At 68.3% G+C, this 25,973-nt stretch carries 28 protein-coding genes; 4 read left to right on the top strand and 24 right to left on the bottom strand.

The features are described from left to right. Positions 1-20: 20 nt before the first annotated feature. From AAID08_RS26480 to AAID08_RS26470, 3 genes are all read right to left on the bottom strand, one after another. Positions 21-566, bottom strand: coding sequence for a DUF934 domain-containing protein (locus AAID08_RS26480; RefSeq protein ID WP_395757121.1), 546 nt, complete (start codon positions 564-566; stop codon positions 21-23). After that, entirely contained in the window at positions 559-2,295 is a 1,737-nt protein-coding gene (locus tag AAID08_RS26475) for a nitrite/sulfite reductase (RefSeq protein ID WP_054500477.1), read from the bottom strand. The genes AAID08_RS26480 and AAID08_RS26475 overlap by 8 nt, the downstream gene beginning before the upstream one ends. 159 nt (positions 2,296-2,454) lie before the next feature. Then, positions 2,455-3,984 (bottom strand): MFS transporter, encoded by a 1,530-nt coding sequence (locus AAID08_RS26470; RefSeq protein WP_395757120.1) that lies wholly within the window; start codon positions 3,982-3,984, stop codon positions 2,455-2,457. Positions 3,985-4,108: 124 nt separating this feature from the next. Here AAID08_RS26470 and AAID08_RS26465 point away from each other — a divergent pair, with 124 nt between their 5' ends. Beyond that, the gene (locus AAID08_RS26465; RefSeq protein ID WP_116792963.1) at positions 4,109-4,972 is read left to right on the top strand and encodes a LysR substrate-binding domain-containing protein; all 864 of its coding nucleotides are present in this window, start codon (positions 4,109-4,111) and stop codon (positions 4,970-4,972) included. A gap of 75 nt (positions 4,973-5,047) precedes the next feature. Here AAID08_RS26465 and AAID08_RS26460 read toward each other — a convergent pair whose 3' ends face one another. Next, positions 5,048-5,239 (bottom strand): DUF2970 domain-containing protein, encoded by a 192-nt coding sequence (locus AAID08_RS26460; RefSeq protein ID WP_006390012.1) that lies wholly within the window; start codon positions 5,237-5,239, stop codon positions 5,048-5,050. A gap of 84 nt (positions 5,240-5,323) precedes the next feature. After that, complete coding sequence (locus AAID08_RS26455) at positions 5,324-6,244, bottom strand: LysR family transcriptional regulator (RefSeq protein WP_054500479.1); 921 nt, start codon at positions 6,242-6,244, stop codon at positions 5,324-5,326. Positions 6,245-6,540: 296 nt separating this feature from the next. Here AAID08_RS26455 and AAID08_RS26450 point away from each other — a divergent pair, with 296 nt between their 5' ends. After that, complete coding sequence (locus tag AAID08_RS26450; RefSeq protein WP_054500480.1) at positions 6,541-7,875, top strand: DUF3100 domain-containing protein; 1,335 nt, start codon at positions 6,541-6,543, stop codon at positions 7,873-7,875. A 162-nt stretch (positions 7,876-8,037) separates the two neighbouring features. On the opposite strand, the gene AAID08_RS26445 is transcribed toward AAID08_RS26450, so the two are convergent. The 11 genes from AAID08_RS26445 to AAID08_RS26395 form a co-directional block, all read right to left on the bottom strand. Further along, complete coding sequence (locus AAID08_RS26445) at positions 8,038-8,619, bottom strand: hypothetical protein (RefSeq protein ID WP_054500481.1); 582 nt, start codon at positions 8,617-8,619, stop codon at positions 8,038-8,040. A 228-nt stretch (positions 8,620-8,847) separates the two neighbouring features. Continuing rightward, entirely contained in the window at positions 8,848-9,453 is a 606-nt protein-coding gene (locus tag AAID08_RS26440) for a glutathione S-transferase (RefSeq protein ID WP_395757119.1), read from the bottom strand. Between the two features lie 25 nt (positions 9,454-9,478). Then, complete coding sequence (locus AAID08_RS26435; RefSeq protein ID WP_395757118.1) at positions 9,479-11,185, bottom strand: FAD-dependent oxidoreductase; 1,707 nt, start codon at positions 11,183-11,185, stop codon at positions 9,479-9,481. A gap of 5 nt (positions 11,186-11,190) precedes the next feature. Further along, positions 11,191-11,931, bottom strand: a complete 741-nt coding sequence (locus AAID08_RS26430) for an SDR family NAD(P)-dependent oxidoreductase (RefSeq protein ID WP_100505097.1) — start codon at positions 11,929-11,931, stop codon at positions 11,191-11,193. An 8-nt stretch (positions 11,932-11,939) separates the two neighbouring features. Continuing rightward, positions 11,940-12,695: an SDR family NAD(P)-dependent oxidoreductase gene (locus AAID08_RS26425; protein WP_175166991.1), complete on the bottom strand. Its 756-nt coding sequence runs from the start codon at positions 12,693-12,695 to the stop codon at positions 11,940-11,942. Positions 12,696-12,708: 13 nt separating this feature from the next. Continuing rightward, on the bottom strand, positions 12,709-13,416 hold the full coding sequence (locus tag AAID08_RS26420; RefSeq protein WP_276323525.1) for an ABC transporter ATP-binding protein: 708 nt from the start codon (positions 13,414-13,416) through the stop codon (positions 12,709-12,711). A 4-nt stretch (positions 13,417-13,420) separates the two neighbouring features. Then, complete coding sequence (locus tag AAID08_RS26415) at positions 13,421-14,185, bottom strand: ABC transporter ATP-binding protein (protein ID WP_047992028.1); 765 nt, start codon at positions 14,183-14,185, stop codon at positions 13,421-13,423. Further along, the gene (locus AAID08_RS26410) at positions 14,182-15,186 is read right to left on the bottom strand and encodes a branched-chain amino acid ABC transporter permease (protein ID WP_395757117.1); all 1,005 of its coding nucleotides are present in this window, start codon (positions 15,184-15,186) and stop codon (positions 14,182-14,184) included. The genes AAID08_RS26415 and AAID08_RS26410 overlap by 4 nt, the downstream gene beginning before the upstream one ends. Further along, positions 15,183-16,085: a branched-chain amino acid ABC transporter permease gene (locus AAID08_RS26405; protein ID WP_054417916.1), complete on the bottom strand. Its 903-nt coding sequence runs from the start codon at positions 16,083-16,085 to the stop codon at positions 15,183-15,185. Before AAID08_RS26405 ends, AAID08_RS26410 begins: the two co-directional genes overlap by 4 nt. Positions 16,086-16,207: 122 nt before the next feature. Further along, a complete protein-coding gene (locus AAID08_RS26400) occupies positions 16,208-17,419 on the bottom strand; it encodes an ABC transporter substrate-binding protein (protein ID WP_064527310.1) in 1,212 nt (403 codons plus the stop codon). A gap of 92 nt (positions 17,420-17,511) precedes the next feature. Further along, positions 17,512-18,303, bottom strand: a complete 792-nt coding sequence (locus AAID08_RS26395; RefSeq protein ID WP_395757116.1) for an SDR family NAD(P)-dependent oxidoreductase — start codon at positions 18,301-18,303, stop codon at positions 17,512-17,514. Positions 18,304-18,529: 226 nt separating this feature from the next. On the opposite strand from AAID08_RS26395, the gene AAID08_RS26390 reads away from it, so the two are divergent. After that, positions 18,530-19,186, top strand: a complete 657-nt coding sequence (locus tag AAID08_RS26390) for a GntR family transcriptional regulator (protein WP_231133035.1) — start codon at positions 18,530-18,532, stop codon at positions 19,184-19,186. A 511-nt stretch (positions 19,187-19,697) separates the two neighbouring features. Here AAID08_RS26390 and AAID08_RS26385 read toward each other — a convergent pair. Together AAID08_RS26385 and AAID08_RS26380 are read right to left on the bottom strand one after the other, a co-directional pair. Beyond that, entirely contained in the window at positions 19,698-20,348 is a 651-nt protein-coding gene (locus AAID08_RS26385; protein ID WP_049076615.1) for a carbonic anhydrase, read from the bottom strand. Between the two features lie 313 nt (positions 20,349-20,661). Then, on the bottom strand, positions 20,662-20,997 hold the full coding sequence (locus AAID08_RS26380; RefSeq protein WP_068952235.1) for an FxLYD domain-containing protein: 336 nt from the start codon (positions 20,995-20,997) through the stop codon (positions 20,662-20,664). Positions 20,998-21,465: 468 nt separating this feature from the next. Between AAID08_RS26380 and AAID08_RS26375 the strand changes: the two genes are divergently transcribed. Further along, positions 21,466-21,837, top strand: a complete 372-nt coding sequence (locus tag AAID08_RS26375) for a PsiF family protein (RefSeq protein WP_054500489.1) — start codon at positions 21,466-21,468, stop codon at positions 21,835-21,837. Positions 21,838-22,019: 182 nt separating this feature from the next. Here AAID08_RS26375 and AAID08_RS26370 read toward each other — a convergent pair whose 3' ends face one another. From AAID08_RS26370 to AAID08_RS26345, 6 genes are read right to left on the bottom strand one after another with little or no spacing between them, the layout of a single operon-like run. Then, entirely contained in the window at positions 22,020-23,060 is a 1,041-nt protein-coding gene (locus AAID08_RS26370; RefSeq protein ID WP_064527348.1) for a cyclase family protein, read from the bottom strand. 3 nt (positions 23,061-23,063) lie between these two features. Continuing rightward, positions 23,064-23,843 (bottom strand): 3-oxoadipate enol-lactonase, encoded by a 780-nt coding sequence (gene pcaD, locus AAID08_RS26365; protein ID WP_049076601.1) that lies wholly within the window; start codon positions 23,841-23,843, stop codon positions 23,064-23,066. A gap of 55 nt (positions 23,844-23,898) precedes the next feature. After that, positions 23,899-24,195, bottom strand: coding sequence for a YciI family protein (locus AAID08_RS26360; protein ID WP_006390035.1), 297 nt, complete (start codon positions 24,193-24,195; stop codon positions 23,899-23,901). 12 nt (positions 24,196-24,207) lie between these two features. Further along, positions 24,208-24,483 carry a muconolactone Delta-isomerase gene (gene catC, locus AAID08_RS26355; RefSeq protein WP_020926098.1) on the bottom strand — a complete coding sequence of 92 codons (276 nt, stop codon included), beginning with the start codon at positions 24,481-24,483 and terminating at the stop codon, positions 24,208-24,210. Positions 24,484-24,537: 54 nt separating this feature from the next. Beyond that, a complete protein-coding gene (locus AAID08_RS26350; protein ID WP_020926099.1) occupies positions 24,538-25,182 on the bottom strand; it encodes a 3-oxoacid CoA-transferase subunit B in 645 nt (214 codons plus the stop codon). After that, complete coding sequence (locus AAID08_RS26345; protein WP_024070578.1) at positions 25,179-25,868, bottom strand: 3-oxoacid CoA-transferase subunit A; 690 nt, start codon at positions 25,866-25,868, stop codon at positions 25,179-25,181. Before AAID08_RS26345 ends, AAID08_RS26350 begins: the two co-directional genes overlap by 4 nt. Between the last annotated feature and the right edge of the window lie 105 nt (positions 25,869-25,973).

Genomic DNA, 25,973 nt, shown 5'->3' with positions numbered 1-25,973 from the left:
ATCGAGGCCGGCTGCGCGCGTCAGGCCTGCGCCGGCGCGGGCGCGCGGTAGGTCTTCTGGTAGTGCACCGTGAAGGTCTTGAACGATTCCAGCGCCTTGTGCGGGTCGTGGCCCGGCTTGACCAGGAAGCTGTCGAAGCCGACGCGCGCCTGGTAGTGGATGGTGTCGATCATCACGTCGCCGACCGCGCGCAGCTCGCCCGTCCAGTGATAGCGGGTGCGCAGCAGTTGCGCCAGCGAATAGCCGCGGCCATCGGTGTAGACGGGGAAGTCCACCGCGATGAAGGCAATGCCGGCCGGATCGAGCGTGCCATCGGCTTCCAGCAGGTCGCGCAGGTCGGCGTCCGGTTCCAGCAGGACCGCGACCGGATGGCGATGGCGCCGCAGCGTGGCGTGCGAGGCCTTCCAGGTGGCCAGCGGCACGATCCAGCCGGGTTCGTCGGTCGGCACCTGGCCGTCGGCCGCCACTTCGGGGTCGGGCACGAAGGGACGGGCGCTGTCGGCTTCCAGCCGGCCGTTGCGGATCAGGTGCGGGCCGGGCGCGTCGTGGGCGTAGGGCTCAGACATGGGCGGCCTCCTGGGCGGGCTTGGCAAAGGCGGGGTCGGAATACACGTCCTGCTTGAAGGGATCGATGCCGACGCGGTCCACCACGTCGATGAAGCGTTCTTCCTCGCTGTCGCGCAGGCCCAGGTAGGTGCGGATCAGGCGGTCGACCACGCCCGGCACCTGGTCGCGGGCGAACGAGGGGCCGATGATGCGGCCGATGGCGGCGCCGCCGCCCTTTGTGGATTCGATGTCGGGCAGGGGCTTGGCGGCGCCGTTCTGGCGGCCGCCGATGGTGACCTGGTACCACTCCTCGCCGGCCTTATCGACCCCCAGGATGCCGATGTGGCCGACGTGGTGGTGGCCGCAGGAGTTGATGCAGCCGGAGATGTTCAGGTCCAGCTCGCCGATCTCGAACAGGTAGTCGAGGTTGTCGAACTGGCGCTGGATGGCCTCGGCCACGGGGATCGACACGGCATTGGCGAGCGCGCAGAAATCCCCGCCCGGACAGGCGATGATGTTGGTCAGCAGGCCGACGTTGGGCGTGGCCAGGTTCAGCGCTTCGAGCTTGCCCCACAGCTCGTGCAGGCGGGCGCGGCGCACGTCGGCCAGGATCAGGTTCTGCTCGTGCGACACGCGCAGTTCGCCGAAGCCGTATTCATCGGCCAGCGCGGCCACCGCGTCCATCTGGTCGGCGGTGATGTCGCCCGGCGGCACGCCGGTGGCCTTGAGCGAGACGGTGACGGCGGCGTAGCCCGGCGTCTTGTGCGCATGCACGTTGGTGCGGAGCCAGCGGGCGAAGCGCTTGTCGGCGGCGGCCAGCGCCTCCGTGTTGTCGGTGTCGTTGGCCGCGGCCGGATCGTATTGCGGCCAGATGAAGCGCGCGGCGATGGTGTCGACGAATTCCTGCGTGATGGTGTCGGGGCCGCCCTTGATAAGCTGCCACTGTTCGTCCACCTGCTGCGCGTAGACTTCCGGCGTCAGGTCCTTCACCAGGATCTTGATGCGCGCCTTGTACTTGTTGTCGCGGCGGCCATGCAGGTTGTAGACCCGCAGCGCGGCCTGCAGGTAGGTCAGCAGGTCCTGCCATTCGACGAACGGGTTGATCAGCTTGCCGACGATGGGCGTGCGGCCCATGCCGCCGCCGACCCAGACGCGGAAACCGAGCTTGCCGTCGCGCTCGACCGCCTGCAGGCCGATGTCGTGCACGCCGACCGCCGCGCGGTCCTGCACCGCGCCGCTGACCGCGATCTTGAACTTGCGCGGCAGGAATGCGAATTCGGGGTGCAGCGTGGACCACTGGCGGATGATCTCGCACCACACCAGCGGGTCGATCAGCTCGTCCGGCGCGACGCCGGCGAAGTGGTCGGTGGTGGTGTTGCGGATACAGTTGCCGCTGGTCTGGATGGCGTGCATCTGCACCGTGGCCAGTTCGGCCAGGATGTCCGGCACGTCTTCCAGCTTGGGCCAGTTGAACTGGATGTTCTGGCGCGTGCTGAAGTGGCCGTAGCCGCGGTCCCATTTGCGCGCGATGTGCGCCAGGGTGCGCAGCTGGCGCGAGGCCAGGATGCCATAGGGGATGGCCACCCGCAGCATCGGCGCGTGGCGCTGGATATACAGGCCGTTCTGCAGGCGCAGGACGCGGAATTCATCTTCGGTGAGCTGGCCATCGAGGAAGCGTCGCGTCTGGTCGGCGAACTGCGCCACGCGCTGCTCGACGAGCTGCTGGTCGACGGGGTCATACACGTACATGTCTACTGCCCTTGAGGTCTTCTCGGTCTGGTCCCCGCAAGCGTGGCCCGCCGTAGGCGGGGACTGGGGGATTCATAACCGTAACAGGCAGCCGCTTCGACCGTCTAAGTCATTCTGGTAATAAGCGTATGCCTGCGGCAGACACCCGCGTGGCGGCGTTCAGCCGCCGGACCCGGCGACGGCCCGGTGACGCGGCCGGGCGCCCCGGAAGGCCGCCAGGCTGGCCAGCGCCAGCAGGCCGACGGCCGCCGCGCCGTACAGCATGACATCGCCAAACCCGTGCGTCAGCGCGATCCGGGCCACGTCCGCGGGGATGGCCGGCGCGGCGCCATCGCCCAGGTTGCCCGCCGACAGGGCCTCGGCCATGGCGCGCAGCGTGGCATCGGCGGGCGCCTGGGGCCAATGGCGGCGCACCGACGCCAGGACGCTTTCGACCAGCAGCAATCCCATCAGCGCGATATTGATGGACAGGCTGATCATGCGCACGCTGATGTCGATGCCCGAGGCCATGCCGGCGCGGTCGCCGGGCACCGCGCCCGTGGTGGTGTTGGTGACGGGGGTGTTGATCAGGCCCAGGCCGGTGCCGGCCAGCAGGCAGCCGGGCAGCATCGTCAGCCAACTGGCCTGCGCGACGCCGCTGCCCCATTTCATCAGCGCGAAGCCCAGGCAGATGGCGAACAGGCCGGCGGGGATCACCGTGTCGGGGCGGTAGCGCAGCGCCAGCTTCTCGCCCAGCGGCGGCGCCACCAGGGTCGGCAGGGTGTAGGCCAGCAGCGACAGGCCGGTGCCCAGGCCGCCGTAGCCCAGGCCGTTCTGGAAATACAGCGGCAGGTAGATCATGAAGGGCCAGAAGCTGAAGTTCATGGCGGCCGACGCCAGCAGCGCGCCCGAGAAGCGGCGGATGCGGAACACCGCGAAGTCGAACATCGGGTCGGCGCAGCGGCGTTCGGCGATCACGAAGACGATCAGCGCCACGATGGCCGCGCCCAGGCTGGCGAGGGTCGCCAAGCTGGCGAAGCCCGCCGATGGCCCCTGGGTGATGAACCAGGCCAGCCCGAACACCGCCACTGACAGCGAGACGATGCCGGCCACGTCCAGCTTGCGCTGGCGCGGATCGCGCGATTCGTCCACGCCCTTCCACGCCAGGCCCAGGGCGATCAACGCCAGCGGGCCGTGCGCCAGGAACACCCATTGCCAGCTCGCTATCGCCACGATGGCCGAGCCGATGACGGGGCCGAATCCCAGGCCGACGCCGAAGGCGATGCCCCAGGCGCCAAAGGCCCGGCCGCGCGCGGCGCCGTCCTGGAAGCGGTGCGACAGCACCGCCACCTGGCAGATCAGCATGGCGCCGCCGGACAGGCCCTGCAACGCGCGGCCGGCGATCAGCACGCCGGTGTCCTGCGCCCAGCCGCAGACCAGGGAGGTCAGGCCGAACACCGCCAGGCTGGCCAGCAGCAGGCGCTTGCGGCCGTAGCGGTCGGCCAGCGTGCCCGCAGCCATCAACACCGTGGTGCAGGCGATGGTGTAGGCGTTCATGATCCATTGCAGTTCCTGGAAGCCGCTGTGCAGGGCCTGTTCCAGCGTGGGCAGGATCACCGGCACGCTGGAGATCTCCAGGCCGAACATCAGGGCGGCCAGGCAGACGGCGGCCAGCGTAAAGCTATTTTTCTGCGCTATCGAAAGCGGCATCGGGGTTCTCACGAGAGGTCGGCGGCGGGAATCCGCCGCGGGACCTCATTCTGGGAGCCTGTTAAAAATGATGGAAATGATTTAATTTCGTCGAATTAATTAATTTTCATCATGAGTTGACGCCATGGACTTCGATACCGCGTTGCTGCGCACCTACGTCGCGGTCAAGGAGGCGGGCGGATTCACCCGCGCCGCCGAACGGCTGCACCTGAGCCAGTCGGCCGTCAGCCACCAGATCCGGCGCCTGGAGGAGCAGGCCGGCACCGCGCTGCTGGTCCGCACCACCCGCAGCCTGGCGCTGACCGAGGACGGCGAGGACTTCCTGCGCTACGCCGAACAGGTGCTGCGCGCCCAGGACGCGCTGGCGCGGCGCTTCCAGCGGTCATCGGTGGCGGGGGCGGTGCGCCTGGGCGTGCCCGAAAACTTCATGGGCGAACGCCTGCCGTTGCTGCTGGCGCGGTTCGCGCGCGCCTTTCCGGCGGTGCGCCTGGACGTGGTGGTCGGCAGCTACCTGGATCTGCGCACCCAGGTCGAGGCGGATGCGCTGGACCTGGCCGTGGTGATGGCGTTGCCCAGCGAACCCGAGCGCGGCGCGATGCTGCGGCGCACGCGCTTCGTGTGGGCCGCCGCGCACGCATTTGATTTTCCCGTTGACGAGCCGATCCCGCTGGCCTTCGCGCCATCCCCCTGTGTGCACCGGCTGGTGGGCGTGGACGCGCTACAGGCGGCCGGCCTGGAATGGCGGGTGGCATTCACCTCGCCCAGCCAGGAGGGCCTGCGCGCGGCGGTGCTGGCGGGTCTGGCGGTGACGGCGCTGCCGCAGGAGGACGTGCGGCCAGGCATGGACGTGATCGACGGCCGCTACGGCCTGCCGCCGTTGACGCATGCGGACTTCAGGTTGATTTCCCGCCAGACGGAACAGCAGGCGCCGGCGGTGCGGGCGTTCGGGCAGTTGCTGACGGAAATGTCGGCGCTGGCGCTGCCCTAGCGTGCTGTCTCGCGGCTACGCGGGCACGCTGTCCGCCCATTGACGCCATGGCGTCATTGCAGATCGCGTGGCGATCTACAGCGCGGCGTTGACCGCCCAGCGTGCCACCAGCACCAGGATCACGACCAGGCAGGCGGCCATCAGCAGGCCGGTGAGAATCAGCGGCGCGGGTTTGTTGTGGGCGATGTCGGCGTCGTAACCGCGGCCGCGGCGTACGCCGAAAAAGCCCCACAGGACGGATTTGACCGTGCGCAGGAAGCTGAGCATGGCGGGTCTCCAGACAGGGGATGGACCCACTGTAGCCGCCCCGGCGCGGGCGCGGCAGGTGCAGATTGGCCCCTGGCGACCATATCAGATGGCGTCGGCGGGCGTGCCGATGCCGCGCACGATGTGATCCAGCAGTTCGCGCGCCGCCGGCGAGATGTGGCGGCCGGCGCGGCTGAGCACGTGCAGGCTGCCCTGGTTGAGGATGGGGTTGGCCAGCGGCAGGCTGGCCAGGCGCATCGCGGCCATGTCGGCGGTGACGGCGATCGGCGGCGTCAGGGCATAACCGATGCCGGTGGCGGCGAACTGCCACAGCGCCTTGAACGACGAGGTGGTCAGCACGTTGCGCAGCCGCACCTGTTCGCTGATCTCGGCGGCCTGGATGTGCTGGCGCACGCCGAAGCCTTCCTGCATCGCGGCGCCAGGGTAGTCGACCAGGTCGGTCAGCAGCAGCGGACGCTGCAGGCGCGTCAGCGGATGCTCCTGGCGCACGATGGCGCGGATCGGCTCGGGGCGCGAATAGTGCGTGCGCAGCCGCGCATCGTTGGGCGGCTGGAACACCAGGCCGATGTAGGCCTGGTCGTCGACGATGCGCTGCACGATTTCCGAGGTGCGGGCCACGTCGATGTCCAGCGTGACTTCCGGGTGACTGCGCCAGTAGCCCGGCAGGACGCGGTCGAACATCAGCTCGACGAAGCCTTCGCCCAGCACCAGGTCGATGTGGCCGCGCTCCGCCTTGCGCAGGCTGTCGATTTCCGAGAAGAAGCTCTCCTGGATGTTCTGCTGGCGCTTCACGTAGCGCGCCAGGATGTGGCCGGCGTCGGTCGGCACCACGCCGCGGCCGCGCCGTTCGAACAGCGCCATGCCGCAGTCGCGCTCCAGCGCGGCGATGGCGCGGCTGACGGCGGATGGGTCCATGTTCAGGACTTCGGCGGCGCCGCGCACCGAGCCGCGGCTCATGACCTGCATGAAGTAATGGGTGCGGCGGGCGTCGAGTTTTTCGTCCATGGGGAAGCTCCGTGGCGCAAAGGCATCGGTTCGGTCCGCAACATATTGAGGGTTTTCCCTTATATATTGCTGGTTCTTGCAAAAAATTCCCTGTCCAGGGGCGTCCGTTGCATTTTACGCAACACATTAGCCCTGGCGCTGTCATGGTTGGCGCGCCGGCCCCCGGGCGAAAATCTCGGCTGCCGCCTGCTCGCGCCGCGAGCCATCCCCCGTACCGGTCGCCGCGCCCGGGGAGTGCGCCACGCACGCGCCGATCAGGACGCTCCAATACCTACTCACGTACTCAGGGGAATCCGATGTCTCATGCCAGCGCCAGCCTGGCCATGCCCGCCATGTCGCTTTCGAGCCGCATCCGCATGCTTGTCGCCATCTTGCTGGTGGTGCTCGTGTCCGAAGCGATCGGCAGCGTCACCTTCGCGGTGGGCCCGGGCAAGATCGTTCTGCAGCCCATGCTCTGGGCCATCTTCATCGGCGCGGTCGTGGCCGCCTTCGGCCAGCGCCTGCCGGCCAACGCGGGTATCGACACCGCCATGCAGACCCGCATCAGCGGCTACCTGCAATACGCGCTGCTGCCGTTCCTGGCCAAGCTGGGCCTGATGGTGGGCGGCTCGCTGCCGCAGGTGCGCGAAGCCGGCTGGGCCCTGGTGTTCCAGGAGTTCGGCCATTTCTTCGGCACCATGGCCATCGGCCTGCCGCTGGCGCTGCTGCTGGGCATCAAGCGCGAAGCGATCGGCGCGACGTTCTCGGTGGGCCGCGAGCCCAGCCTGGCGATCATCGGCGAGCGCTATGGCATGAATTCGCCCGAAGGCCGCGGCGTGATGGCCGAGTACATCACCGGCACCGTGATCGGCGCGCTGTTCGTGGCGTTGATGGCCGGCTTCATCACCAGCCTGAACATCTTCGATCCGCGTTCGCTCGCCATGGGCGCCGGCGTGGGCTCGGGCAGCATGATGGCCGCGGGCGTGGGCGCCATCGCTTCGCAGCAGACGCCGGAAGTGGCGCACCAGGTTGCCGCGCTGGCCGCCGCCGCCAACCTGCTGACCACGGTGGTGGGCGTGTACTTCACGCTGTTCATCTCGCTGCCGACGACCGTATTCCTGTACGGCAAGCTGGAGCCGGTGCTGGGCCGTTTCTCGCGCGGCAAGGCCGACACGGCCGCCGATGCCGCGGCCGCCACCGAGGCGCCGTCGCACGCCGTGAAGATGGGCTTCGGCGACCGCCTGACGGCCTACGCCGTGTGCGGCCTGTTCGCCCTGGTCGGCAATCAGTTCGGCTACAAGGTGCCGATCCTGGACGCGCTGCCCGGCATGCTGATCATCATCCTGCTGGTCGTGATCGCCGACCTGCTGCTGCGCGTGGTGCCCAAGCTGCCCGCCGTGGCGGTGCTGTCGCTGATCGCCATGACCGTGGGTTGCCCCGGCGCGGTGCCGTACTCGGACCAGATCATCGCCGCGGTCAACAAGGTCAACTTCCTGCCGTTCACCACGGTGATCCTGGCGATGGCCGGCCTGTCGATCCTGAAGGACCTGCCGGCCTTCCGCAAGCTGGGCTGGAAGATCGTGGTGGTGTCGCTGGCGGCCAACGCCGGCACCTTCCTGGGCGCGACGATGATCGCCGAGTTCTTCCACTGATCGGACGTCGCCGTCCGGCAAGCGACAAGCCGCCCGTGTGGGCGGCTTTTTTCTTGCCTGGATCGGCGCAGCGGCGCACGTGAGCGTTATCCGAGGCGTTTCTACCCGAGCCTTCGTGTCGCGTGCGGGGGGCCAGGCGCGGATTGCGCCTGCGCGGTTCAATCAAGTGCGCGCGTTGGGCCGGTAGCGGGCTTGGTCGGTCACGTTCTCGGTGGGGCCGATGTTCTCGACCTTGGGGATGCCCAGGCCCGCGGCCTTCAGGGCCACGGCGGTCTGCAGTTCCTGCACCTGCGGATTGCCCATGGCCACGCGGTAGGGTTGCAGCGGCGTCAGGCCCTCGATGGTGCCGAGGTCGTTGGCGCTGTCGGCGCGCAGCGCCACCGGATCGGGGCGCGCCGAGAATTCGTCGATGGCGCGGCGCAGGCGGGCGTCCGCGTACAGGTCGCGCAACTGGTCGACGTTGATGGCGGCAGGCGCGGCGGCCGCGAGGGCGACCGCTTTGGACGGGGCGTTGGCGACGACGCGGCTGGTATCGGCGTCGTCGGCCTGCGGCGGGGCAGCGCGGGCGATGCGCTGGGCCTGCCAGGCGGCCTGCGCCTGCGCGCTGCGTTGCGCCTGGCGCGTGGCGGCGTTGCGGGCGGCCCATTCGGCTTCCCAGACGGGGCGTGTATCGTCCAGCAACGGGATGCGCGCGGCATACGGCGGGGCGACGCGGGCGATGGGGGAGACGGCGGTCACGTTCATGCGTGGGCTCCCTGGTCTGTGGGTTCTACCCGTTGGTCCGGCGGGGACCTCGGAAGTTCAATATAGACGGCCGTCGGCGCAGCGGTATGTCGATCTGTAAGAAAAAAAAGCCCCTGGCAAGCGCCAGGGGCGAGCGGCGGGCCCAAGGGGGCGCGCCGTACCGGGCGGCCGTTGCGCCTGGAGCCCGGCGGGTTCTCCAGGCCTGGCGGCCGTCCAAACCGGAGCGGATCAGGCGTGTGGCAGCGTGGCCTGCATCGAGGGGCGCTGGTTGAACGCCTTGAACCAGGCGGCGACGGCGGGATGAGCGGCGCGCCAGTCGAAATCGGGATAGCGGAAGTCCAGATAGCCCAGGGCGCAGCCGACGGTGATGGTGCCGATGTCCAGGCGGCCTTCCAGGCGGGCGGCGGTCTTCTCGAGCAGCGCCAGGCCATCGCGCACCTTGCCCATCTGGCCTTCGTACCAGCCGTCCCAGCGCAGCGGCTCGGGACGCAGCACGGTTTCGTAGCGCGCCAGCAGCGCGGCGCCCAGCATGCCGTCGCCCAGCGATTGCTCGGCCAGCGCGGCCCAGCGGGCGGCGCCGGTGGGGAACAGCGCGCCCTTGCCCAGGTCGTTCAGGTATTCGCAGATGACGCGGCTGTCGAACAGGCGCTGGCCGTCGTCGGTGATCAGCGTCGGTACCTGGCCCAGCGGATTGTCCGGGATGATGTTCTGGTCGCGGGCCACGGGGCCGGCGGCGCTGGGCAGTTTCTCGATGCGGTCGGCCAGGCCCAGTTCGTGGGCGATGACCATGCATTTGCGCACGAAGGGCGAGGCGGGCGAGAAGTAGATCTTCATGAGGGTCCTTGTCAGGGGTGGTGCGTCAGTGTTGGGCACGGGCCAGGTGTTGTCCAGCGACCCAGCCGAAAGTCAGGGCGGGTCCGAGCGTGATGCCGGGGGCGGGGTAGGCGCCGCCCATGACGGAATGCATGTCGTTGCCGGCCAAGTAAAGGCCGGGAATCGGCTGGCCGGCGGCGTCCAGCGCCTGCGCGTTGCCATTGGCGGCGATGCCGCAGGCGGTGCCGATGTCGCCGGCATAGACCTTGACCGCGTAGTACGGGCCGGCGCCGAGCGGGGCCAGGCAGGGGTTGGGCTGGTGCTCGGGATCGCCCAGGTAGCGGTTGTAGGCGGTGCTCCCCTTGCCGAAGTCGGGGTCCAGGCCTTGCGCCGCGTATTCGTTGTAGCGCGCGACAGTCGCGTGCAGCGCATCGGGCGGCACGCCCAGTTTCTGCGCCAGCGCCTCCAGCGTTGCGCCTTGCAGCAGGTAGCCGGCATCGATGAGATGCTGGCGCGGCCGTCCGCCGGGCAGCGCCAGGCCCAATCCCCAGGTATCGATGAAGCGCTGGTCGCACAGCAGGAAGGCCGGCATGGTCGGCACCTGCTCGTGGCTGCGGTACATGGCCTGCACGAAGGCGTGGTACGAAGTCGATTCGTTGACGAAGCGGCGGCCGGCGCCGTTGACGGCGATCAGCCCCGGCTTGGCGCGGTCCCACACCAGGTGCGGATAGTGCAGCCGCTTGCCGCCGGGTTGTTCCAGGATCGACACCGGCGCCCAGAAGGCGGGGCTGGAATGCCCCTGGCCCAGCGCCGCGCCGGCCTCCTCGGCCAGGCGGATGCCGTCGCCGGTATTGTCGCGCGGCGACATCGACCAGTCGTCGGTGGGGTGGGGATAGGTCTGGCGGCGGCGCGTCGAATCCCACGGAAAACCGCCCGTGGCCATGACCACGCCACGGCGGGCGCGGATGTTGATGCGCCGGCCTTGATGCTCCACGGTGGCGCCCAGTACCGCGCCATCGGCATCGCGCAGCAGCGCCAGCGCCGGCGTGTTCAGCCAGTACGGCACCTTGCGCGCCAGCATGGCGTGGAACAGTTGCGCGGCCAGCGCGTTGCCCAGCAGCAGGCGGGTGCCGCGATGGTAGCCGCGCAGGCGGTCCGCGCCATAGCGCAGCACCAGCTTCATGGCGTGGCGCCATGACGCGAAGGCGCGGGTGGCGCGCAGCAGGTGGCGCACGTCGGTGATGTTGACCATCATGCCGCCCAGCACCGTGAATTCCTTGAGCGGATCGCGCAGCGTCTTGAAATGGCGGCCCAGCTTGCGGCCGTCGAACTCCACCGGATCGAGCGAGCGGCCGCCCATGGCGGCGCCGGGCAGATCGGGGTAGTAGTCGGGCGAGGCGGTGCGCGCGGCCACTTGCAGGAAGCCGCGCGCGACCAGGTCATCCATCATGCGCGGGCCGGCGTCCAGATAGGCGCGCTTCATCTCGTCGGAGGCCGCGGCGCCGACGGTTTCCTGCAGATAGGTCCAGACCTTGTCGAAGCTGTCCGGATGGCCGGCGGCCTCGGTCTGCGCGTTCAGCGGTATCCACAGCGCGCCGCCGGAAATGGCGGTCGAGCCGCCGATGCGGTCGGTCTTCTCGATGAGCAATACCTCCAGGCCCGCGACGCTGGCGGTCAGCGCGGCGCTCATGCCGCCCGCGCCCGAGCCGACCACGAGCGCGTCGACTTCCTTGTCCCACTTGATGCTGTCCATGCTGCCTATGCTCCCGACCCGCCCAGCGACTTGCCGCCGTCCACGAAAATCACCTGGCCGGTGATGAAGTCCATTTGCGGCGAGGCCAGGAACGACACCGCGTTGGCCACGTCTCGCGGCTGGCCGGCGCGGCCCGTGGGCTGTAGCGCCAACTGGGCCGCCAGGCGCTCGGCGCTCAGGTTGCGCAAGAGCGGCGTGTCGATCAGCCCGGGGGCGATGGCGTTGACCAGGATGCCGCGTGCCGCCAGCTCCATGGCCGAGGCGCGGGTGTAGCCGACCAGCGCGGCCTTCGAGGCCACGTAGTGCGGATGGTTGCGTGCGCCCAGGTAGGCGCGCGAGGCGATGTTGACGATCTTGCCGCCGGCGGCCATGTCGCGCGCGGCTTCCTGCGTCAGCGTGGCCACCGCCAGCAGGTTGACGTCGAACATGCGGCGGTAGTCGTCGCTGGAGACGTCGAAGAACTTGCGTTCGTCGAACAGGCCGGCGTTGTTGACCAGCGCCGCCAGCGGCGCCAGTTCGCGCACCAGGGCGCGGGTGGCGTGTTCGTCGGCCAGGTCGACCACGCGGTAGTCCACGTCCAGGCCCTGCGCGCGCAGCGCCTGGGTTTCCTGGTCGGCCAGGGCCGCGTTGCGGTCGGCCATGACGACCCGAAAGCCGTCGCGCGCCAGCCGCTCGACGATCGCCAGGCCCATGCCGCTGGCGCCGCCGGTGACCAGCGCGGTGCCGAGGGAGTTGAGGGGTTCCATATCGATTCCTATACGGCCAGGTAGCCGCCGTCCACCGGCAGCACCACGCCATTGACGTAGCTGGCCATGGCCGAGGCCAGGAACAGCACGGGGCCGACGATCTCGTCGGCGCGTCCGGCCCGCGCCATCGGCGCGCGCCGCATGTACCAGTCGGTGCCATGGGCCTGGGCGCGCTGGCCGGCGGTCATCTCGGTTTCCATCAGGCCGGGGGCCACGGCGTTGACTCGCACGCCGTGCGGCGCCAGGTCGCGCGCCAGCACTTCGGTGAAGGAGCGCACGCCGCCCTTGGAGACCACGTAGCCGGCGGTCGAGATGCCGCAGCCGTAGGCCACGATTGAGCACAGGTTGACGATGGCGCCGCGGCGGGCCTTGAGCTGTTCGACGAAGGCATGGGTGACGTTGAAGGTGCCCTGCAGGTTCACGTTCATCACGCGTTCCCAGATCTGCGGCGTCTGCGGATCGTCGAACGGCGCCCGCGCCGAGATGCCGGCGTTGTTGACGAGCACGTCGATGGGGCCGTGGCGCGCTTCGCATTCGGCGGCGAAGGCACGCACCGCGGCGGCGTCGGTCACGTCCAGCGCGGCGTCGATGGCGCGGCCGCCCGCGGCCGCGAGGGCCTGGGCGCTGGCGCGCGCCAGGGCGGGGTCGAGGTCGGCCACGATCACGCTGGCGCCTTCGCGGGCGAAGCCCTGCGCGATGGTGGCGCCCAGGCCGCGCCCGGCGCCGGTGACCAGGACTCGCTTGTCTTGCATCATCAGGGTCATGGTGTGTTGGCTCCTAGCCGCCCAGGTAGGCGCGCTGCACGCCTTCGTCGCTGGCCAGCGCGGCCGATGCGCCTTCCAGCGCGATCTCGCCGTTTTCCAGGATGTAGGCGTAGCTGGACACCGACAGCGCCAGCTTCACGTTCTGTTCCACCAGCAGGATGGTGATGCCCTGCTCGCGGTTCAGGCGCAGCACGATGTCGAAGATCTGTTCCACCACCAGCGGCGACAGGCCCATGGAGGGTTCGTCCAGCAGGATCATGCGCGGTCGCGCCATCATGGCGCGACCGGTGGCCAGCATCTGCTGTTCGCCGCCCGACAGCGTGGCGGCCTTCTGCTCGAAGCGCTCGCGCAGCCGCGGGAAGGTGTCGCAGACCATGTCCAGGTCGGCCTTGACCGCCTGGCGGTCCTGGCGCAGGTAGGCGCCCATCTCCAGGTTCTCACGCACGCTCATCTCGCGGAAGATCTCGCGGCCTTCCGGCACCTGCACGATGCCGCGGCCGACGATGGCGTCAGCCGGCTGGCGGTGTATCGCTTCGCCGGCAAAGCGCACGCTGCCCGCGGTGGGCGTCACCAGCCGCGAGATCACGTTGAGCGTGGTGGACTTGCCGGCGCCGTTGGCGCCCAGCAGCGCGACGATGGCGCCTTGCGGCACCTTCAGCGACACATCCTGCAGGGCGCGGATATTGCCGTAGGCGGCGCTGACCGATTCGACTTCAAGCAGGTTCTCAGCCACCGGCGGCTCCCTTGCCCAGATAGGCTTCGATGACGCGGGGGTTGCTGCGCACCTCCGCGGGCGTGCCTTCGGCGATCTTCTCGCCGAATGACATGACGGTGATGCGATCCGAGATCGACATCACCAGTTGCATCACGTGCTCGACCAGCAGCACCGTGATGCCGTCGCGTTCGCACAGCTCGGTGAGGATGCGGTCGAGCGTCTCGATCTCGCGGTTGCGCAGGCCGGCGGCGGGTTCGTCCAGCAACAGCAGCTTGGGCGAGATGGCCAGCGCGCGCGCCAGTTCCAGCATCTTCTGGCGGCCGAAGTCCAGGCTGCACGCGGGCGTGTCGAGGAAGTCGGCCAGGCCGACGCGTTCGAGCAGGTGCTCGACGCGTTCGCGCGCCTCGGCATTGGCCGGGCGCAGCAGGCGCGCGGCCGTGCTGGCGCCGTGCGCATAGGTGCCCAGCAGCGCGTTCTCGCGCACCGTCAGCGCGCTGAACAGTTCCAGGTTCTGGAAGGTGCGGGCCACGCCCAGCGCGGCCATTTCGTGCGGCTTCTTCTTCGTGATGTCGACGCCGTCGAACACAATGCGGCCCTGCGTCGGCCGGTAGTAGCGCGAGACGCAGTTGAAGGTGGTGGACTTGCCGGCGCCGTTGGGGCCGATCAGCGCGTGGATGCGGCCGCGCTCGACCTGCATCGACAGGCCGTTGATGGCGGTCAGACCGCCGAACTTCACCGTCAGGCCCTGGACGTCGAGGTAGGGGTGGGCGCTCATGCCGCGCTCCTTTGCGTGGGTTTGGCGGTGGCGCCCTGGGCGCCCCGGCGCGCGGGCAACGGGGCGGCCGGCGGCGGCGCGCGGCGGCGCGCCTCGCGGCTGGCGAACAGACCCTTGGGCGCGAACATCATGAAGCCCATCAGGATCACGCCGTAGATGATTTCCTGGAACGACAGCGCCTGGCGCAGCAGTTCCGAGATCAGGCCGAAGCCGATCGCGCCGGCGATGGCGCCGCGCACCGAGCCGATGCCGCCCACCACCACCATGGTCAGGATCAGGATGGTGGTCTGGAAGCCCAGGCTTTCCGGGTGGATGAACGAGGCGAAGGTGGTGTACATGCCGCCGGCGATGCCGGCGTAGGCGGCCGACAGCGTGAAGGCGGTGCGCTTGATGGCGTTGACGTTCACCCCCATGGCCTGCGCCGCCACGTCGCTCTCGCGCACGGCGCGAAAAGCCGAGCCTAGCTGCGAGCGCGACAGCGCCACGGTGATCCACAGCAGCAGCGCGGCGATCGCGACCACGAACGGATAGGCCTTGATGTCGGTCACCAGTTCATAGCCGAACAGCGTGGCCGGCGAAATGCGGAAGCCGTTCGAGCCATTGGTCACCGACTGCCAGTTCAGGAACACCCACTGCATCGCTTCGCCGAAGGCGAAGGTCGACAGCGCCAGGTAGATGTCGCGCATGCGCAGCGCCAGGGCGCCGATGACGTAGCCCAGCAGCGCGGCCAGCAGCCCGCCGGCCACGATCGACACGAAGAAGGGCGGATGCCAGAGATTGTTGATCAGTCCCGCCGTATAGATGCCGACGCCATAGAACGCGGCATGCGACAGGGCGAACTGTCCGGTCTCGCCGATGACGATGTGCAGGCCCAGGGCCAGCACCACGAACACCATCAGCAGGTTGACGACGTAGATCACATAGCCGCTGGCCATGAACGGCAGGGCCGCCAGCGCCACGGCCATCAGCGCCAGCAGGGCGCGGTCGGTATTGGATTTCATACTTTCTTCACCTGCAGTTTGCCGCCCAGCAGGCCTTGCGGACGCAGCAGCAGCACCACCATGATGGCGACGAAGGGCGCCACCACGATGGCGTTGGTCGAAATGAACAGGCCCACCAGGTTCTCGGCCACGCCGATCACGAAGCCGCCGACCACCGCGCCGGGCAGGCTGGTGATGCCGCCGACGATGGCGGCCGCGTAGGCCAGGATGGCGATGTGGCCGATGTCCGGCGTGATCAGGATCTTGGGCGTGATGAGCAGCGCGGCCACGGCCGAGATCAACCCGGACAGCGCCCACACCATCATGCGGATGCGCGTCAGGTTCACGCCCACCAGGCGCGCGGCCTTGGGATTCATGCCGACGGCGCGCATGGCCTTGCCGACACGCGTATAGGTGAACATCCCGTACAGCAGCAGCATCACGCCCACGGCCACGGCGAAGATCACCAGGTCCAGTTGCGTCAGCACGGCGTCGCCGATGAGGATGGCGTCGGTCGGAGCCAGCGGCGGCAGCGAGCGCGGCGTGTCGCCCAGCCCGCTCTGGCGCACCAGCCCTTTAAGGGCGTAGGCCAGGCCCAGCGTGGCGATCACCATCTGCACGCCAACGCCCCTGGAGGCGATGACGCGCTCCATGACGACGCGCTGGAACAGGCCGGAGACCACGGCCACCACGGCCAGCGTCACCGGAATGACCGCCAGGTAGGGCCAGCCCATCACCAGGGTCAGGAACAGGGCGATGTAGCCCCCGACCATGAAGATCTCGCCCTGGGCGAAGTTGGGCACGTCGGTGGTCTTGAAGATAATGACGACGGCGACCGCCAGCAGCGCGTACACGCTGCCCGTCACCAGTCCCGACAGCACCCCCTGCTGCAGGAACAACCAGATATCGGCAAAGCTCATGATGGTCTCCAGCGGTCCGCGCGGCGCTGCGCCGCGGCGCGGACTGGGTGCGCTGTCCCGCAGATGCGCCCGCACGTCGTGCGCACGTATCTACGGGACAGCACACCGGCCTGTGGCGGCGGTTACGGTTGGTACTGCCAGACGCTCTTGAAGGCGCCCGGCACGAGCGACATGTTGGTGCCGTCGAACTTGATGTAGATGGCCGCTTCCTGCGCGGCGCGGTCGTTCGGGCCGAACTCGATCGGGCCGGCCATGACGCCGGAATCGAACTTCATGGTCTCCAGCGCGGCCAGCACCTTCTCGCGGGTGGGCTGCGGGCCGGCGGCCTTGAGCGCATTGACCACCGCCATCGCCGGCGGCAGGCCGTAGGGCATGTAGGTCTGCGGGTGGCCGGGCTTGGCGGCCAGGTCCGGATAGGCCTGCTTGTACATGTCGTAGACCCAGGTCAGCTTGGGACCGCCGGGCATGTCGCTCAGCACTTCCTGGATGTAGACATTCTTGAAGGCGTCCTTGTTGCCGACGTTCTCCACCAGTTGCTTCAGGTCGGCGGTGCCGTTGACGGCCAGCACGATGGGCTTGTTCCAGCCCAGTTCCTGCGCCTTCTTGATGATCAGCGCGGCGGGGCGGGCATAGGTCGTCAGCAGCAGCACGTCCGGGTTGGCGGCGCGGATCTTGAGCATCGGCGCGGTGACGTCGGTGATGTTGGGATTGACCGATTGCACCTGCAGGTTCACGTTGCCCAACTGCTTGGCCTGGGCCTGCGCGGCTTCCAGGTTCCAGCCGCCGTAGGCGTCGTCATGGTTGATGTAGCCGATCTTGGCGGCCTTCAGGTGCTCATTGGCGAACTGCACCATCGAGCCGCCCACGGCGTGCTGCGAGATCGAGAACGCGCCGTAGATGTATTTGGACGGCGGATACAGCGCGCCGTCGCCCGAGGCGTTGAGCATGACCAGCGGCACCTTCTCGCGCTCGACGTATTCGCGCGCGGCCACCACGGCGGCCGAGCATGAGCCGCCGTTCAGCAGGAACACCTTGTCCTGCTCGGTCAGCTTCTTGACCGCAGCCACCAGGTCGTTGGCGTTGCAGCGGTCGTCCTCGATCACCAGTTCGATCTGGCGGCCGTGGACGCCGCCTTCCTTGTTGACCTTGGCGTACCACATCTTGGCGGCGTTCAGCACGTCAAAGCCATAGGCCATGCCGCTGCCCGAGAGGGGCGCGAACAGGCCGATGCGGATGGTCTTGTCGGTGATGCCGGGTTCCTGCTGGGCCTGGGCGGAGGCGCCCAGGGCAAGGGCGCATAGCGCGGCGGCCGCGTGGCGGCGAAGAGGCTTCATGGTTTGTCTCCCGTTTTTTGAGTGCGCGCCTTTATCCATGGCGCGTTGCTGCGTGGCGGCTAGGCCGCCGGATTGGGTTCACTGCACAGTGTTCATTGCATGCGGTAGCCGCCGTTCACGTCGATGACGCTGCCGGTGATGTAGCCCGCTTCTTCCGAGGCCAGGAAACGCACGGCGGCGGCGACGTCGTCCACCGTGCCGATGCGGCCCAGCGGAATCGCCTGCGCCGCGGCGGCCAGCGCACCGCTGCTGGTGACGGTGCTGCGCAGCATGTCGGTGTCGATCAGCCCCGGCGCGATGCCGTTGACGGTGATGCCCAGGTGCGCGGACTCGCGCGCCATGGCCTTGGTCAGGCCCAGCACGGCGGATTTGGCGGCGATGTACGAGGCGCTGGAGCGATAGCCGCCCAACTGCGCGGCGACCGAGGTGAAGGTGACGATGCGGCCATGCTGGAGCGGCGCGGCTTCGCGCCGGCGCAGGTAGGCGCGGCCGCACAGGAACACGCCGCGCGCGTTGACGGCGAAGCTGCGTTCCCAGATGTCGAGCGTGGTGTCCTTGATCAGCGGGCGTTCGCCGTTGGCCTGGAACAGCAGCAGGCCGGCGGCGCTGACCAGCACGGCGATGGGGCCGTGAGCCTGCTCGATCTGGTCGAACGCCGTTTCGACGGCGCTTTCGTCGCTGACGTCGAAGGCATGGGCGCTGTGCGGCGCGCCGAGTTCGTCGGCCACGCGACGGGCGCGCTGGGCGTCCACGTCCGACGCCACCACGCGGTAGCCGGCGCGGGCCAGCTCCTGGCAGATGGTGGCGCCGATGCCGCCGCCGCCGCCGGTGACGAGCGCGAGCCGCGGGGCCGGGCCCGCGGCCGGCGTGGATACATTGGACATGCTGTCTCCTGTGAGGCGGATTCGCCTGCCTTGGGAGGGGCGCCCGCTGATCTGAATTTTTGGCGATTATGTATACATGATGGGATGGCAGGTATAGGGGGTTTCCCGCATCTACCGATGGGATTTGATTGTTCTCATTGGGGAAAGCCCTAGCGCGGTGGTAAGGGGCGGTGTCGCATGTATTCTTCATGTATACAATGCAGGCATGGATACGCTATCTCAACACGTGACCGATACGCTGCGGGACTGGGTGCTGCATGGCAAGTTCAGCCCCGGGGCCCGCCTGGAGGAAATCCCGCTGGCCGAGAAACTGGGGGTGTCGCGCACGCCGGTGCGGGCGGCCCTGGCGACGCTGGGCAACGAGGGGCTGCTGGAGCATCTGCCCAAGCGCGGCTACACCGTGCGGGCCTATGACCTGGCCGAGATCGTGGCGGCCTATGAGGTGCGCGCGGCGCTCGAGGGCCTGGCCTGTCGGCAGGCGGCGCTGCGCGGTTTATCGAATGACGCCGTGGCGGTGCTGAAGAACTGCCTGGACGAAGGCGATCGCATTCTCGGCAAGGGCGTGCTGCTGGCGGAGGATCATCTGCCGTACCAGCAGGTCAACATCACGTTGCACAACGGGATCCTGGAGGCGGCGGGCAATCCGTGGGTGAAGCGGTTCGCGACGCAGGCGCAGGCGATTCCGTATGCGTCGGATCGGATCATCCTGTGGGAGGACCATGGGATCATTCTGCGGTCGCATGATGATCATCATCGGATCGTCAATGCCATTATTGCGCGGGATGGGGCGCGGGCTGAGGATCTGATGCGGGAGCATGTCTACTATGCGGGGATCATTCTCAAGAGTAATTATGAGAGGTTGGCGCAGGCCTATCGGGTTTGAGGGGATTGCTGGCGTTGTTGTTGGGTTCTTTAGGCGCGGGTGCCGGGGCAGGCGGGGGATGGCGGGGCTACGATTGCGGTCCGGAGCGTTCGCTCCGGACTACCCCTTCCTCATCTTCGTCCAGGCCTTCGGCCTTCCCTTCAGATTCCGTCGGGCGCATCTACACGCCCCGCCATCCCCCGCCTGCCCCGTCACCCGCTCGCGATGAGACTTAACGGCGGCCGTGGGGGCTAGTTGTTTGCTTGGCGTTTTTGCCAGCGATCGGGGGTAGGGGAAGGTCTTGCGGGGTCGCCAAAGGCGGCCGCGCGGGCGGCCTTCTTTGGCGTTTGGGTGTCTGGCGTCGGGGGGATGACGCTGCGCGCTGGTGATGGCGCTGCGCTGGCCGGGTGATGTTGCGGCTGCGTAGTGACGGTTTGGCGTGCTAGCCGCGTTTGCTTGGCGCGAATGCGCCTGCGCTATTTGCCTGTGGCGGTATGCACGCGGCGGCCGAGCCGCCGCGTTCGCGGAGCGATCAGCCGGGCAGGCCGGTTTCCAGGCAGGGACTGAATTCGCCGGTGGCGGGGTCGCGCAGGAACAGGACGCCGGTGGCGACGCCGAAGTAGGTGCCGTGCAGCTCCAGGTCGCCGCTTTCGACGCGGCGGCGGATGGAGGGGAAGGTCATCAGGTTGTTCAGGCTGTGGCCGATGACGGCGAGTTCGAGGCGCTTGAGGTTGGCGGCGCGGTCGTCGCCGCCGGGGCCGAGTTCTTCGGCGACGGGCGCGATCTGGGACATCCACTTGCCGATGAAGTCGCCCTTGGTGAGCGGCTTGGCGTCGTCGAAGAAGGCGCGGATGCCGCCGCAGGAGGCGTGGCCGAGGACGACGATGTGTTTGACGTTCAGGCCGTTGACGGCGAACTCGATCGCGGCGCTGGTGCCGTGGTACGAGGATTCGGAATCGGGATCACAGGGCGGAACCAGGTTGGCGACGTTGCGCACGACGAACATTTCGCCGGGGCCGGCGTCGAAGATCGCTTCGGGCGAGACGCGCGAGTCGCAACAGCCGATGATCAGGATTTCCGGGCTTTGCCCAGTTTCGGCCAGCTTTTCGTAGCGGCTGCGTTCGGAATGGAAACGGCCGGCGAGAAAGGACTGATAGCCTTCGGTGAGTCTTTTGGGAAACATGATCTTTTCACTTCCTTGGTAACGAGGCCGGGCATGCCGGCGTGCCGGCAGACGCAACAAGGGGCTTCGTGTGGAAGCCCCTTTTGTCGAGTCGGCTGCGGAATTTTCCCACAATTGGCCTGACGCCGGCTTGACTAAACCCTATCCAGATAAGGGTTTTTTTGCCGGAGCAATCCGTTGGGCAAGTAAGCGCAGCGTGGAAAGCGCACGTCCGTCGCGCAAGAAAAGCCGTCCGGCCGCCCGGCCGCCCGAAGGCCGGACAGCCCCCTCGGGGGGCAGCAAGCGCGCAGCGCGCAGCGTGGGGGCCAACCATTCATCGGGCGCGGATGTCCAGGGCGGTGACCTTGGCGAATCGGAGCGGCGTGATGGCGCGGATGGTCTTGATCTGGCCCGGCGCCAGGGGGCCGATGTCGTCATCGCGCACCCGGCCGATCTCGCGGCCCTGGTCGTCGTAGAGGACGAAAGTCAGCATCACGTAGTTGACGGCGCGGCTGGACTGGTTGGCGAGCAAACCGGTGATGGTGGACTGGTTTTCGTTGGTGTCGCGGACGGCCTGGATATTGCCGAGCGTGACGCCGTACAGGCTTTGCGCGTGGGCGGCGCCGGTCAGGCCGGCCAGCAATGCGAGGATGGCGAGGGCGGATTTCATGGCGGTCTCCTGTTGCCCGGCTGCCGGGGCGTCCCGGTCGCGGTCTTTGGCGTCGCGTGTCGGGGCATGCGTCTATCTCACACCTTTCCCGACCCGGGCACAACGGCCCAAAGGGATGAATGGGTAACAGGTTGCTGGGGATAGCCGCAGATTCCGCCCTGGATGCCACAAGTGCATCGGAATGTCTCCAACTTGCGGGCGTTTCAGGCGATTTGGGTGGAATCTCGGCGCGGTGGCGTGGGTGGGCGGTGCACGGTTTTCGGAGGAAAAATGGCCGTCGCCGGAACGGTCTGGCACCACCTTTCCGCAAGCTGAATGATCGCGGCGGCGTTAGCATTTGTTGTCCTTTCGGCGCTTGCGGAGCATGCGGCTTTGTCCGATGATGACCACGCCGGCAACTTGGCCGGCGGATCTTGCGGCCCGGGCGCGCGCCAGGATGGCGCCGGCGGGCGATCAAGGGAGGAACTCATGCTTTCTCGTACTAGCCAATTGGCTTCGGCCATCGTGTTGTCCGCCTGCTTCCTGGGCGCCGTCCACGCCCAGACGCCGGCCGCCACGCCCGCGCCCGCCAAGACCCCCGCGCCCGCCGCCACGCCGGCAGCCAAGACGCCGACCCCGCAGCAGCAGCGCATGGCCGATTGCAACAAGTCGGCCGAAGGCAAGAAGGGCGACGAGCGCAAGACGTACATGAGCGCCTGCCTGAAGGGCGAGGCGCCGCCGCCCGCCAAGCAGTTGACGCCGCAGCAGCAGAAGATGAAGGACTGCAACGCCAAGGCCGGCGAACAGAAGCTGACCGGCGACAAGCGCAAGACCTTCATGAGCACCTGCCTGAAGGGCTGAACGCGGCGTTGATTCCGCGCAGGTGAAAAGCGCCGGCCGTTGAACGGACCGGCGCTTTTTTCTGCGCGTCGCAAGCAGGACGTGATCGGTTGCCGTGGGCCAGGATCGCGGCACGGTCGTGGACGGCCCTGCCTGCCAGGCGGGCCTCCCGGCCGCGCCCGGCGCGACCCGAGGCGCGTCGCCTACACCGTCGCGATCGGCGTGACCGGCGAGCCGATCGCGTGCGGCAGGCGCAGCGGCGGGGCGGTCAGCATGAAGCGGTGGCGGCCGTTGGCATGCAGCCAGTCGGCCAGATCCTTCAGGTACCACAGCTCGGCCAGCGGCAGGCCCAGCTTGAACAGGCAGTGATGGTGCAGCGGCAGCATGGCGCGCGGGCCGGTTTTCTCGCGCGCGGGATAGGCTTCCACGGCGTAGTTGTCGGCGCAGATGGCGGCGATGCCGCTGTCGGTGATCCACTGCAGCAGCGCGGCGTCGGTGCCGTCGAGCGCGGCGCCGTAGGTGTGCAGCACTTCGGCGTCGGGCTTGCCGGCCATGGCGACCACGGCTTCGGCGTAGCCGGTGCGCAGCACCAGCATGTCGCCGGGCTCGATCTCGATGCCGTCCGTCTTCAGCACGTGCTGGATCTCGGCGTGGCCGACCAGGGTGCGGCCGGGGCCGTAGTGGCGCGCCAGGTCCAGCAGCACGCCGCGGCCCTGCATGCCTTTCTGCGCCAGGTTTTCGACGCCCAGCTTCAGCGCGGCCGAGGGGCCGCCGCTGTTGCAGCCGCAGCCGGTGTGGTCGCCGTCGGCCGGGCCGACGACGTCGACGCCGGCCTGGTAGCCGTTGTAGTAGCGCAGCTCGGGCTGGCCGTCGCCGTCGGCGTCGAACAGCGCGCCGACGTGCGCCAGCGCGTCCCATTGCGTCGAGTACTGCATCGACAGCAGCACCTGGTCGTCGCTCAGCACGTCGACCGCGTCCGGGTTGACGTTGCGCAGCGGGAAGTTCAGGTAGGGCGTGTCGGCCAGCCGGGTCGGGCTCAACTGCGGCGGATGGCGCCGCGGGTTGAGCACGTTGCCGCCGGGCAGGTCCAGCGGCAGCGACAGGCAGAAGGTCTTGCCGGCGCGGATTTCACGCGCGCCTTTCAGGACCTGTTCTTCGGTGATGAGATTGAGGCGGCCGAGTTGGTCGTCGGGTCCGAAGTCGCCCCAGTTGGAGCCTTCGGGCCGATGGGTCCAGCGCTGCATGGCTTACTCCGCGAGGAAGTCGACCACCGCGCGGGTGAAGGCTTCCGGTTGTTCCCAGTTGGAGATGTGGGAGGTGTTCAGTTCGAGGTAGCGCGCGCCGCTGATGGCGGCGGCCAGTTCCTGGCCCTGCGCGGGCGTGGCGGCCAGGTCGTGGGTGCTGCTGATGACCAGCGTCGGCGCCTTGATGGCCGACACCTGTTCGCGGAAGTCGGCGTCGCGCAGCGCGGCGCAGTTGCCCGAGTAGCCGGCGTCGGGGGTGCGGCGCAGCATATCGACCAGCACTTGCGACAGGCCCGGCTCGGCGGCGCGGTAGCCGTCGGTGAGCCAGCGCTCGACCAGGGTCGGGGCCATCTTTTCCAGCGTCTGTTCGGCCACGGCGGCGATGCGGGCGCTCCAGCCTTCGGCCGAGCCGATGCGCGCGGCGGTGTTGCACAGGATCAGCTTGCCGATCAGCTCGGGCCGGTTCAGCGCCAGCCACAGGCCGGTGGGGCCGCCCATCGACAGGCCGCAGAAGTGGGCGCGTTCGATGTTCAGGTGCGCCAGCAGTTCGGCGACGTCGTTGCCCAGTTGCGCGAACGTGTATTCGCCGTCGGGGACCGAGGACTTGCCGTGGCCGCGGGTGTCGTAGCGCAGCACGCGAAAGTGCTTGCTCAGCGCGGGAACCTGGCGCGCCCACATGTCGGCGTTGGTGCCCAGCGAATTGGAGAGCACCAGCACCGGCGCGTCGGCGGGGCCATCGATGACGTAGAACAGCCGTGCCTGGCTGAGATCGGCGTAAGACATGCGGAAAATCCTCGGGGAATGAAAGCGCGGCCCCCCGGAGGCGGCCGCGTGGCGATTACAGATAGCAGGTGCCGTCGACGTAGGCCTTGCGCCAGCGCGTGATGGTCACGCGCTGGAACAGCTGCGCCTGGGCGAAGGGATCGGCGTCGATGAACTGCTGCGCGGCCTCGCGCGTGTCCAAGTCGACGATGTACAGGCCGCCGCCCAGGTCCTTGCCGTCATCCTGCAGCTTGGCGCCGCAGGCCAGCAGCAGATGCTTGTTGGCGTCCAGGTATTCCAGGTGCGCGGCGCGATGCTGCTGGCGCACGGCCTGGTGGTCGGGCTTGTCGAAGGTTTCGATGATGTAGGGCATGGGCGGCTCCGTTCAGATGGCCGAGGGATGGCGCGCCAGCGCCGTCACCTGGATGTCCATGTAGGGGAACAGCGGCAGCGACGACAGCAGCGCGTGCAGCTCGTCGTTGTCCTGCACGTCGAAGATGCTGACGTTGGCGTAGCGGCCGACGACGCGCCACAGGCTCTTCCACTTGCCGTCGCGTTGCAGCTGCTGCGCCAGGGCCTTTTCGTCGGCCTTGAGCTTGTCGGCTTGGGCCGCCGGCATGTCGACGGGCAGATTGACCTGCATTTGAACCATGAACAACATGATGGGTGTCTCCAGGAAATCGGCCCCGGCGTTGCCGGGGCGCGGGGGGAATGATCAGTTGGAAAACTTCAGCGGCAGGCCGGTCAGGCGCAGCAGTTCGTCGGCGGTGGTTTCGCCGAACATGTCGATCACCGTGACGCCGTCGGCGCGGATGTCGAACACGGCCACGTCGGTGTACACGCGCGACACGCAGCGCACGCCGGTCAGCGGATAGGTGCAGGCGTCGACCAGTTTGCTCTGGCCTTCGCGGGTCTGCAGTTCCATCATGACGAAGACGTCCTTGGCGCCGATGGCCAGGTCCATCGCGCCGCCCACGGCGGGGATGGCGTCGGGCGCGCCGGTGTGCCAGTTGGCCAGGTCGCCGTGCTGCGACACCTGGAAGGCGCCCAGCACGCAGATGTCCAGGTGGCCGCCGCGCATCATCGCGAACGAGTCGGCGTGATGGAAGAACGAGCAGCCGGGCAGTTCGGTGACGGGCTGCTTGCCGGCGTTGATGAGGTCGTAGTCTTCCTCGCCCTTGGCCGGCGCGGGACCCATGCCCAGCATGCCGTTCTCGGTGTGCAGGATGACTTCGCGGTCGGCCGGCAGGTGGTTGGCCACCAGCGTCGGCAGGCCGATGCCGAGGTTGACGTAGGCGCCTTCAGGGATGTCCTGGGCGACGCGGGCGGCGATCTGGTCGCGGGTCAGTTTGGTGCTCATTGCTGCTCCTTGGCGGCCTGGGCGGCGTCGATCTGCACGACGCGCTGCACGAAGATGCCGGGGGTGACGACGGTTTCCGGATCGAGGGCGCCCAGTTCGACGACTTCGCGCACCTGCGCCACGGCCACGCGCGCGGCGCTGGCCATGATGGGGCCGAAGTTGCGCGCGGTCTTGCGGTACACCAGGTTGCCCCAGCGGTCGCCGCGCTCGGCCTTGATGAGCGCGTAGTCGGCGTGCAGCGGATATTCCAGCACGTACTGGCGGCCGTTGATCTCGCGGGTTTCCTTGCCGTCGGCCAGCGGGGTGCCGTAGCCGGTGGGCGAGAAGAACGCGCCGATGCCGGCGCCGGCGGCGCGGATGCGCTCGGCCAGGTTGCCCTGGGGCACCAGTTCGAGCTCGATCTTGCCGCTGCGGTACAGGCCGTCGAAGATCTGCGAGTCCACCTGGCGCGGGAACGAGCAGATGATCTTGCGCACGCGGTTGGCGCCCAGCAGGGCGGCCAGGCCGGTGGTGCCGTTGCCGGCGTTGTTGTTGATGATGACCAGATCCTTGGCGCCTTGCTCGAGCAGGGCGTCGATCAGTTCCATGGGCTGGCCGGCGGTGCCGAAGCCGCCGATCATGACGGTGGCGCCGTCGGGGACGTCGGCGAGGGCGGCCGCCGCGCTTGCAACAAGCTTAGAAATCATGGTGTTCGCTCATAGGTGGCGTGTCATAATTTGTTCTTAATTAGAACTTTCGTTCTTCTGAAGAACATCGTTTCATGGGGATGGTCGACCGTCAAGGCAAGCCGG

This window comes from Achromobacter sp. EB05, assembly GCF_044232075.1.
GTDB classification, from domain to species: domain Bacteria; phylum Pseudomonadota; class Gammaproteobacteria; order Burkholderiales; family Burkholderiaceae_B; genus Achromobacter; species Achromobacter dolens.
This window is presented reverse-complemented; position numbering and strand designations above follow the sequence as displayed.

Coding starts and splice junctions, on each gene's coding strand:
- AAID08_RS26345 (WP_024070578.1), bottom strand. CDS start 25,868: ATGATTTCTAAGCTTGTTGCAAGCGCGGCGGCCGCCCTCGCCGACGTC.
- AAID08_RS26460 (WP_006390012.1), bottom strand. CDS start 5,239: ATGCTCAGCTTCCTGCGCACGGTCAAATCCGTCCTGTGGGGCTTTTTC.
- AAID08_RS26425 (WP_175166991.1), bottom strand. CDS start 12,695: ATGACCCTGATGATGCAAGACAAGCGAGTCCTGGTCACCGGCGCCGGG.
- AAID08_RS26395 (WP_395757116.1), bottom strand. CDS start 18,303: ATGTCCAATGTATCCACGCCGGCCGCGGGCCCGGCCCCGCGGCTCGCG.
- AAID08_RS26465 (WP_116792963.1), top strand. CDS start 4,109: ATGGACTTCGATACCGCGTTGCTGCGCACCTACGTCGCGGTCAAGGAG.
- AAID08_RS26480 (WP_395757121.1), bottom strand. CDS start 566: ATGTCTGAGCCCTACGCCCACGACGCGCCCGGCCCGCACCTGATCCGC.
- catC (WP_020926098.1), bottom strand. CDS start 24,483: ATGTTGTTCATGGTTCAAATGCAGGTCAATCTGCCCGTCGACATGCCG.
- AAID08_RS26440 (WP_395757119.1), bottom strand. CDS start 9,453: ATGAAGATCTACTTCTCGCCCGCCTCGCCCTTCGTGCGCAAATGCATG.
- AAID08_RS26450 (WP_054500480.1), top strand. CDS start 6,541: ATGTCTCATGCCAGCGCCAGCCTGGCCATGCCCGCCATGTCGCTTTCG.
- AAID08_RS26445 (WP_054500481.1), bottom strand. CDS start 8,619: ATGAACGTGACCGCCGTCTCCCCCATCGCCCGCGTCGCCCCGCCGTAT.
- AAID08_RS26410 (WP_395757117.1), bottom strand. CDS start 15,186: ATGAAATCCAATACCGACCGCGCCCTGCTGGCGCTGATGGCCGTGGCG.
- AAID08_RS26360 (WP_006390035.1), bottom strand. CDS start 24,195: ATGCCCTACATCATCGAAACCTTCGACAAGCCCGACCACCAGGCCGTG.
- AAID08_RS26400 (WP_064527310.1), bottom strand. CDS start 17,419: ATGAAGCCTCTTCGCCGCCACGCGGCCGCCGCGCTATGCGCCCTTGCC.
- AAID08_RS26470 (WP_395757120.1), bottom strand. CDS start 3,984: ATGCCGCTTTCGATAGCGCAGAAAAATAGCTTTACGCTGGCCGCCGTC.
- AAID08_RS26430 (WP_100505097.1), bottom strand. CDS start 11,931: ATGGAACCCCTCAACTCCCTCGGCACCGCGCTGGTCACCGGCGGCGCC.
- AAID08_RS26455 (WP_054500479.1), bottom strand. CDS start 6,244: ATGGACGAAAAACTCGACGCCCGCCGCACCCATTACTTCATGCAGGTC.
- AAID08_RS26380 (WP_068952235.1), bottom strand. CDS start 20,997: ATGAAATCCGCCCTCGCCATCCTCGCATTGCTGGCCGGCCTGACCGGC.
- AAID08_RS26475 (WP_054500477.1), bottom strand. CDS start 2,295: ATGTACGTGTATGACCCCGTCGACCAGCAGCTCGTCGAGCAGCGCGTG.
- AAID08_RS26375 (WP_054500489.1), top strand. CDS start 21,466: ATGCTTTCTCGTACTAGCCAATTGGCTTCGGCCATCGTGTTGTCCGCC.
- AAID08_RS26435 (WP_395757118.1), bottom strand. CDS start 11,185: ATGGACAGCATCAAGTGGGACAAGGAAGTCGACGCGCTCGTGGTCGGC.
- AAID08_RS26415 (WP_047992028.1), bottom strand. CDS start 14,185: ATGAGCGCCCACCCCTACCTCGACGTCCAGGGCCTGACGGTGAAGTTC.
- AAID08_RS26350 (WP_020926099.1), bottom strand. CDS start 25,182: ATGAGCACCAAACTGACCCGCGACCAGATCGCCGCCCGCGTCGCCCAG.
- pcaD (WP_049076601.1), bottom strand. CDS start 23,843: ATGTCTTACGCCGATCTCAGCCAGGCACGGCTGTTCTACGTCATCGAT.
- AAID08_RS26385 (WP_049076615.1), bottom strand. CDS start 20,348: ATGTTTCCCAAAAGACTCACCGAAGGCTATCAGTCCTTTCTCGCCGGC.
- AAID08_RS26370 (WP_064527348.1), bottom strand. CDS start 23,060: ATGCAGCGCTGGACCCATCGGCCCGAAGGCTCCAACTGGGGCGACTTC.
- AAID08_RS26405 (WP_054417916.1), bottom strand. CDS start 16,085: ATGAGCTTTGCCGATATCTGGTTGTTCCTGCAGCAGGGGGTGCTGTCG.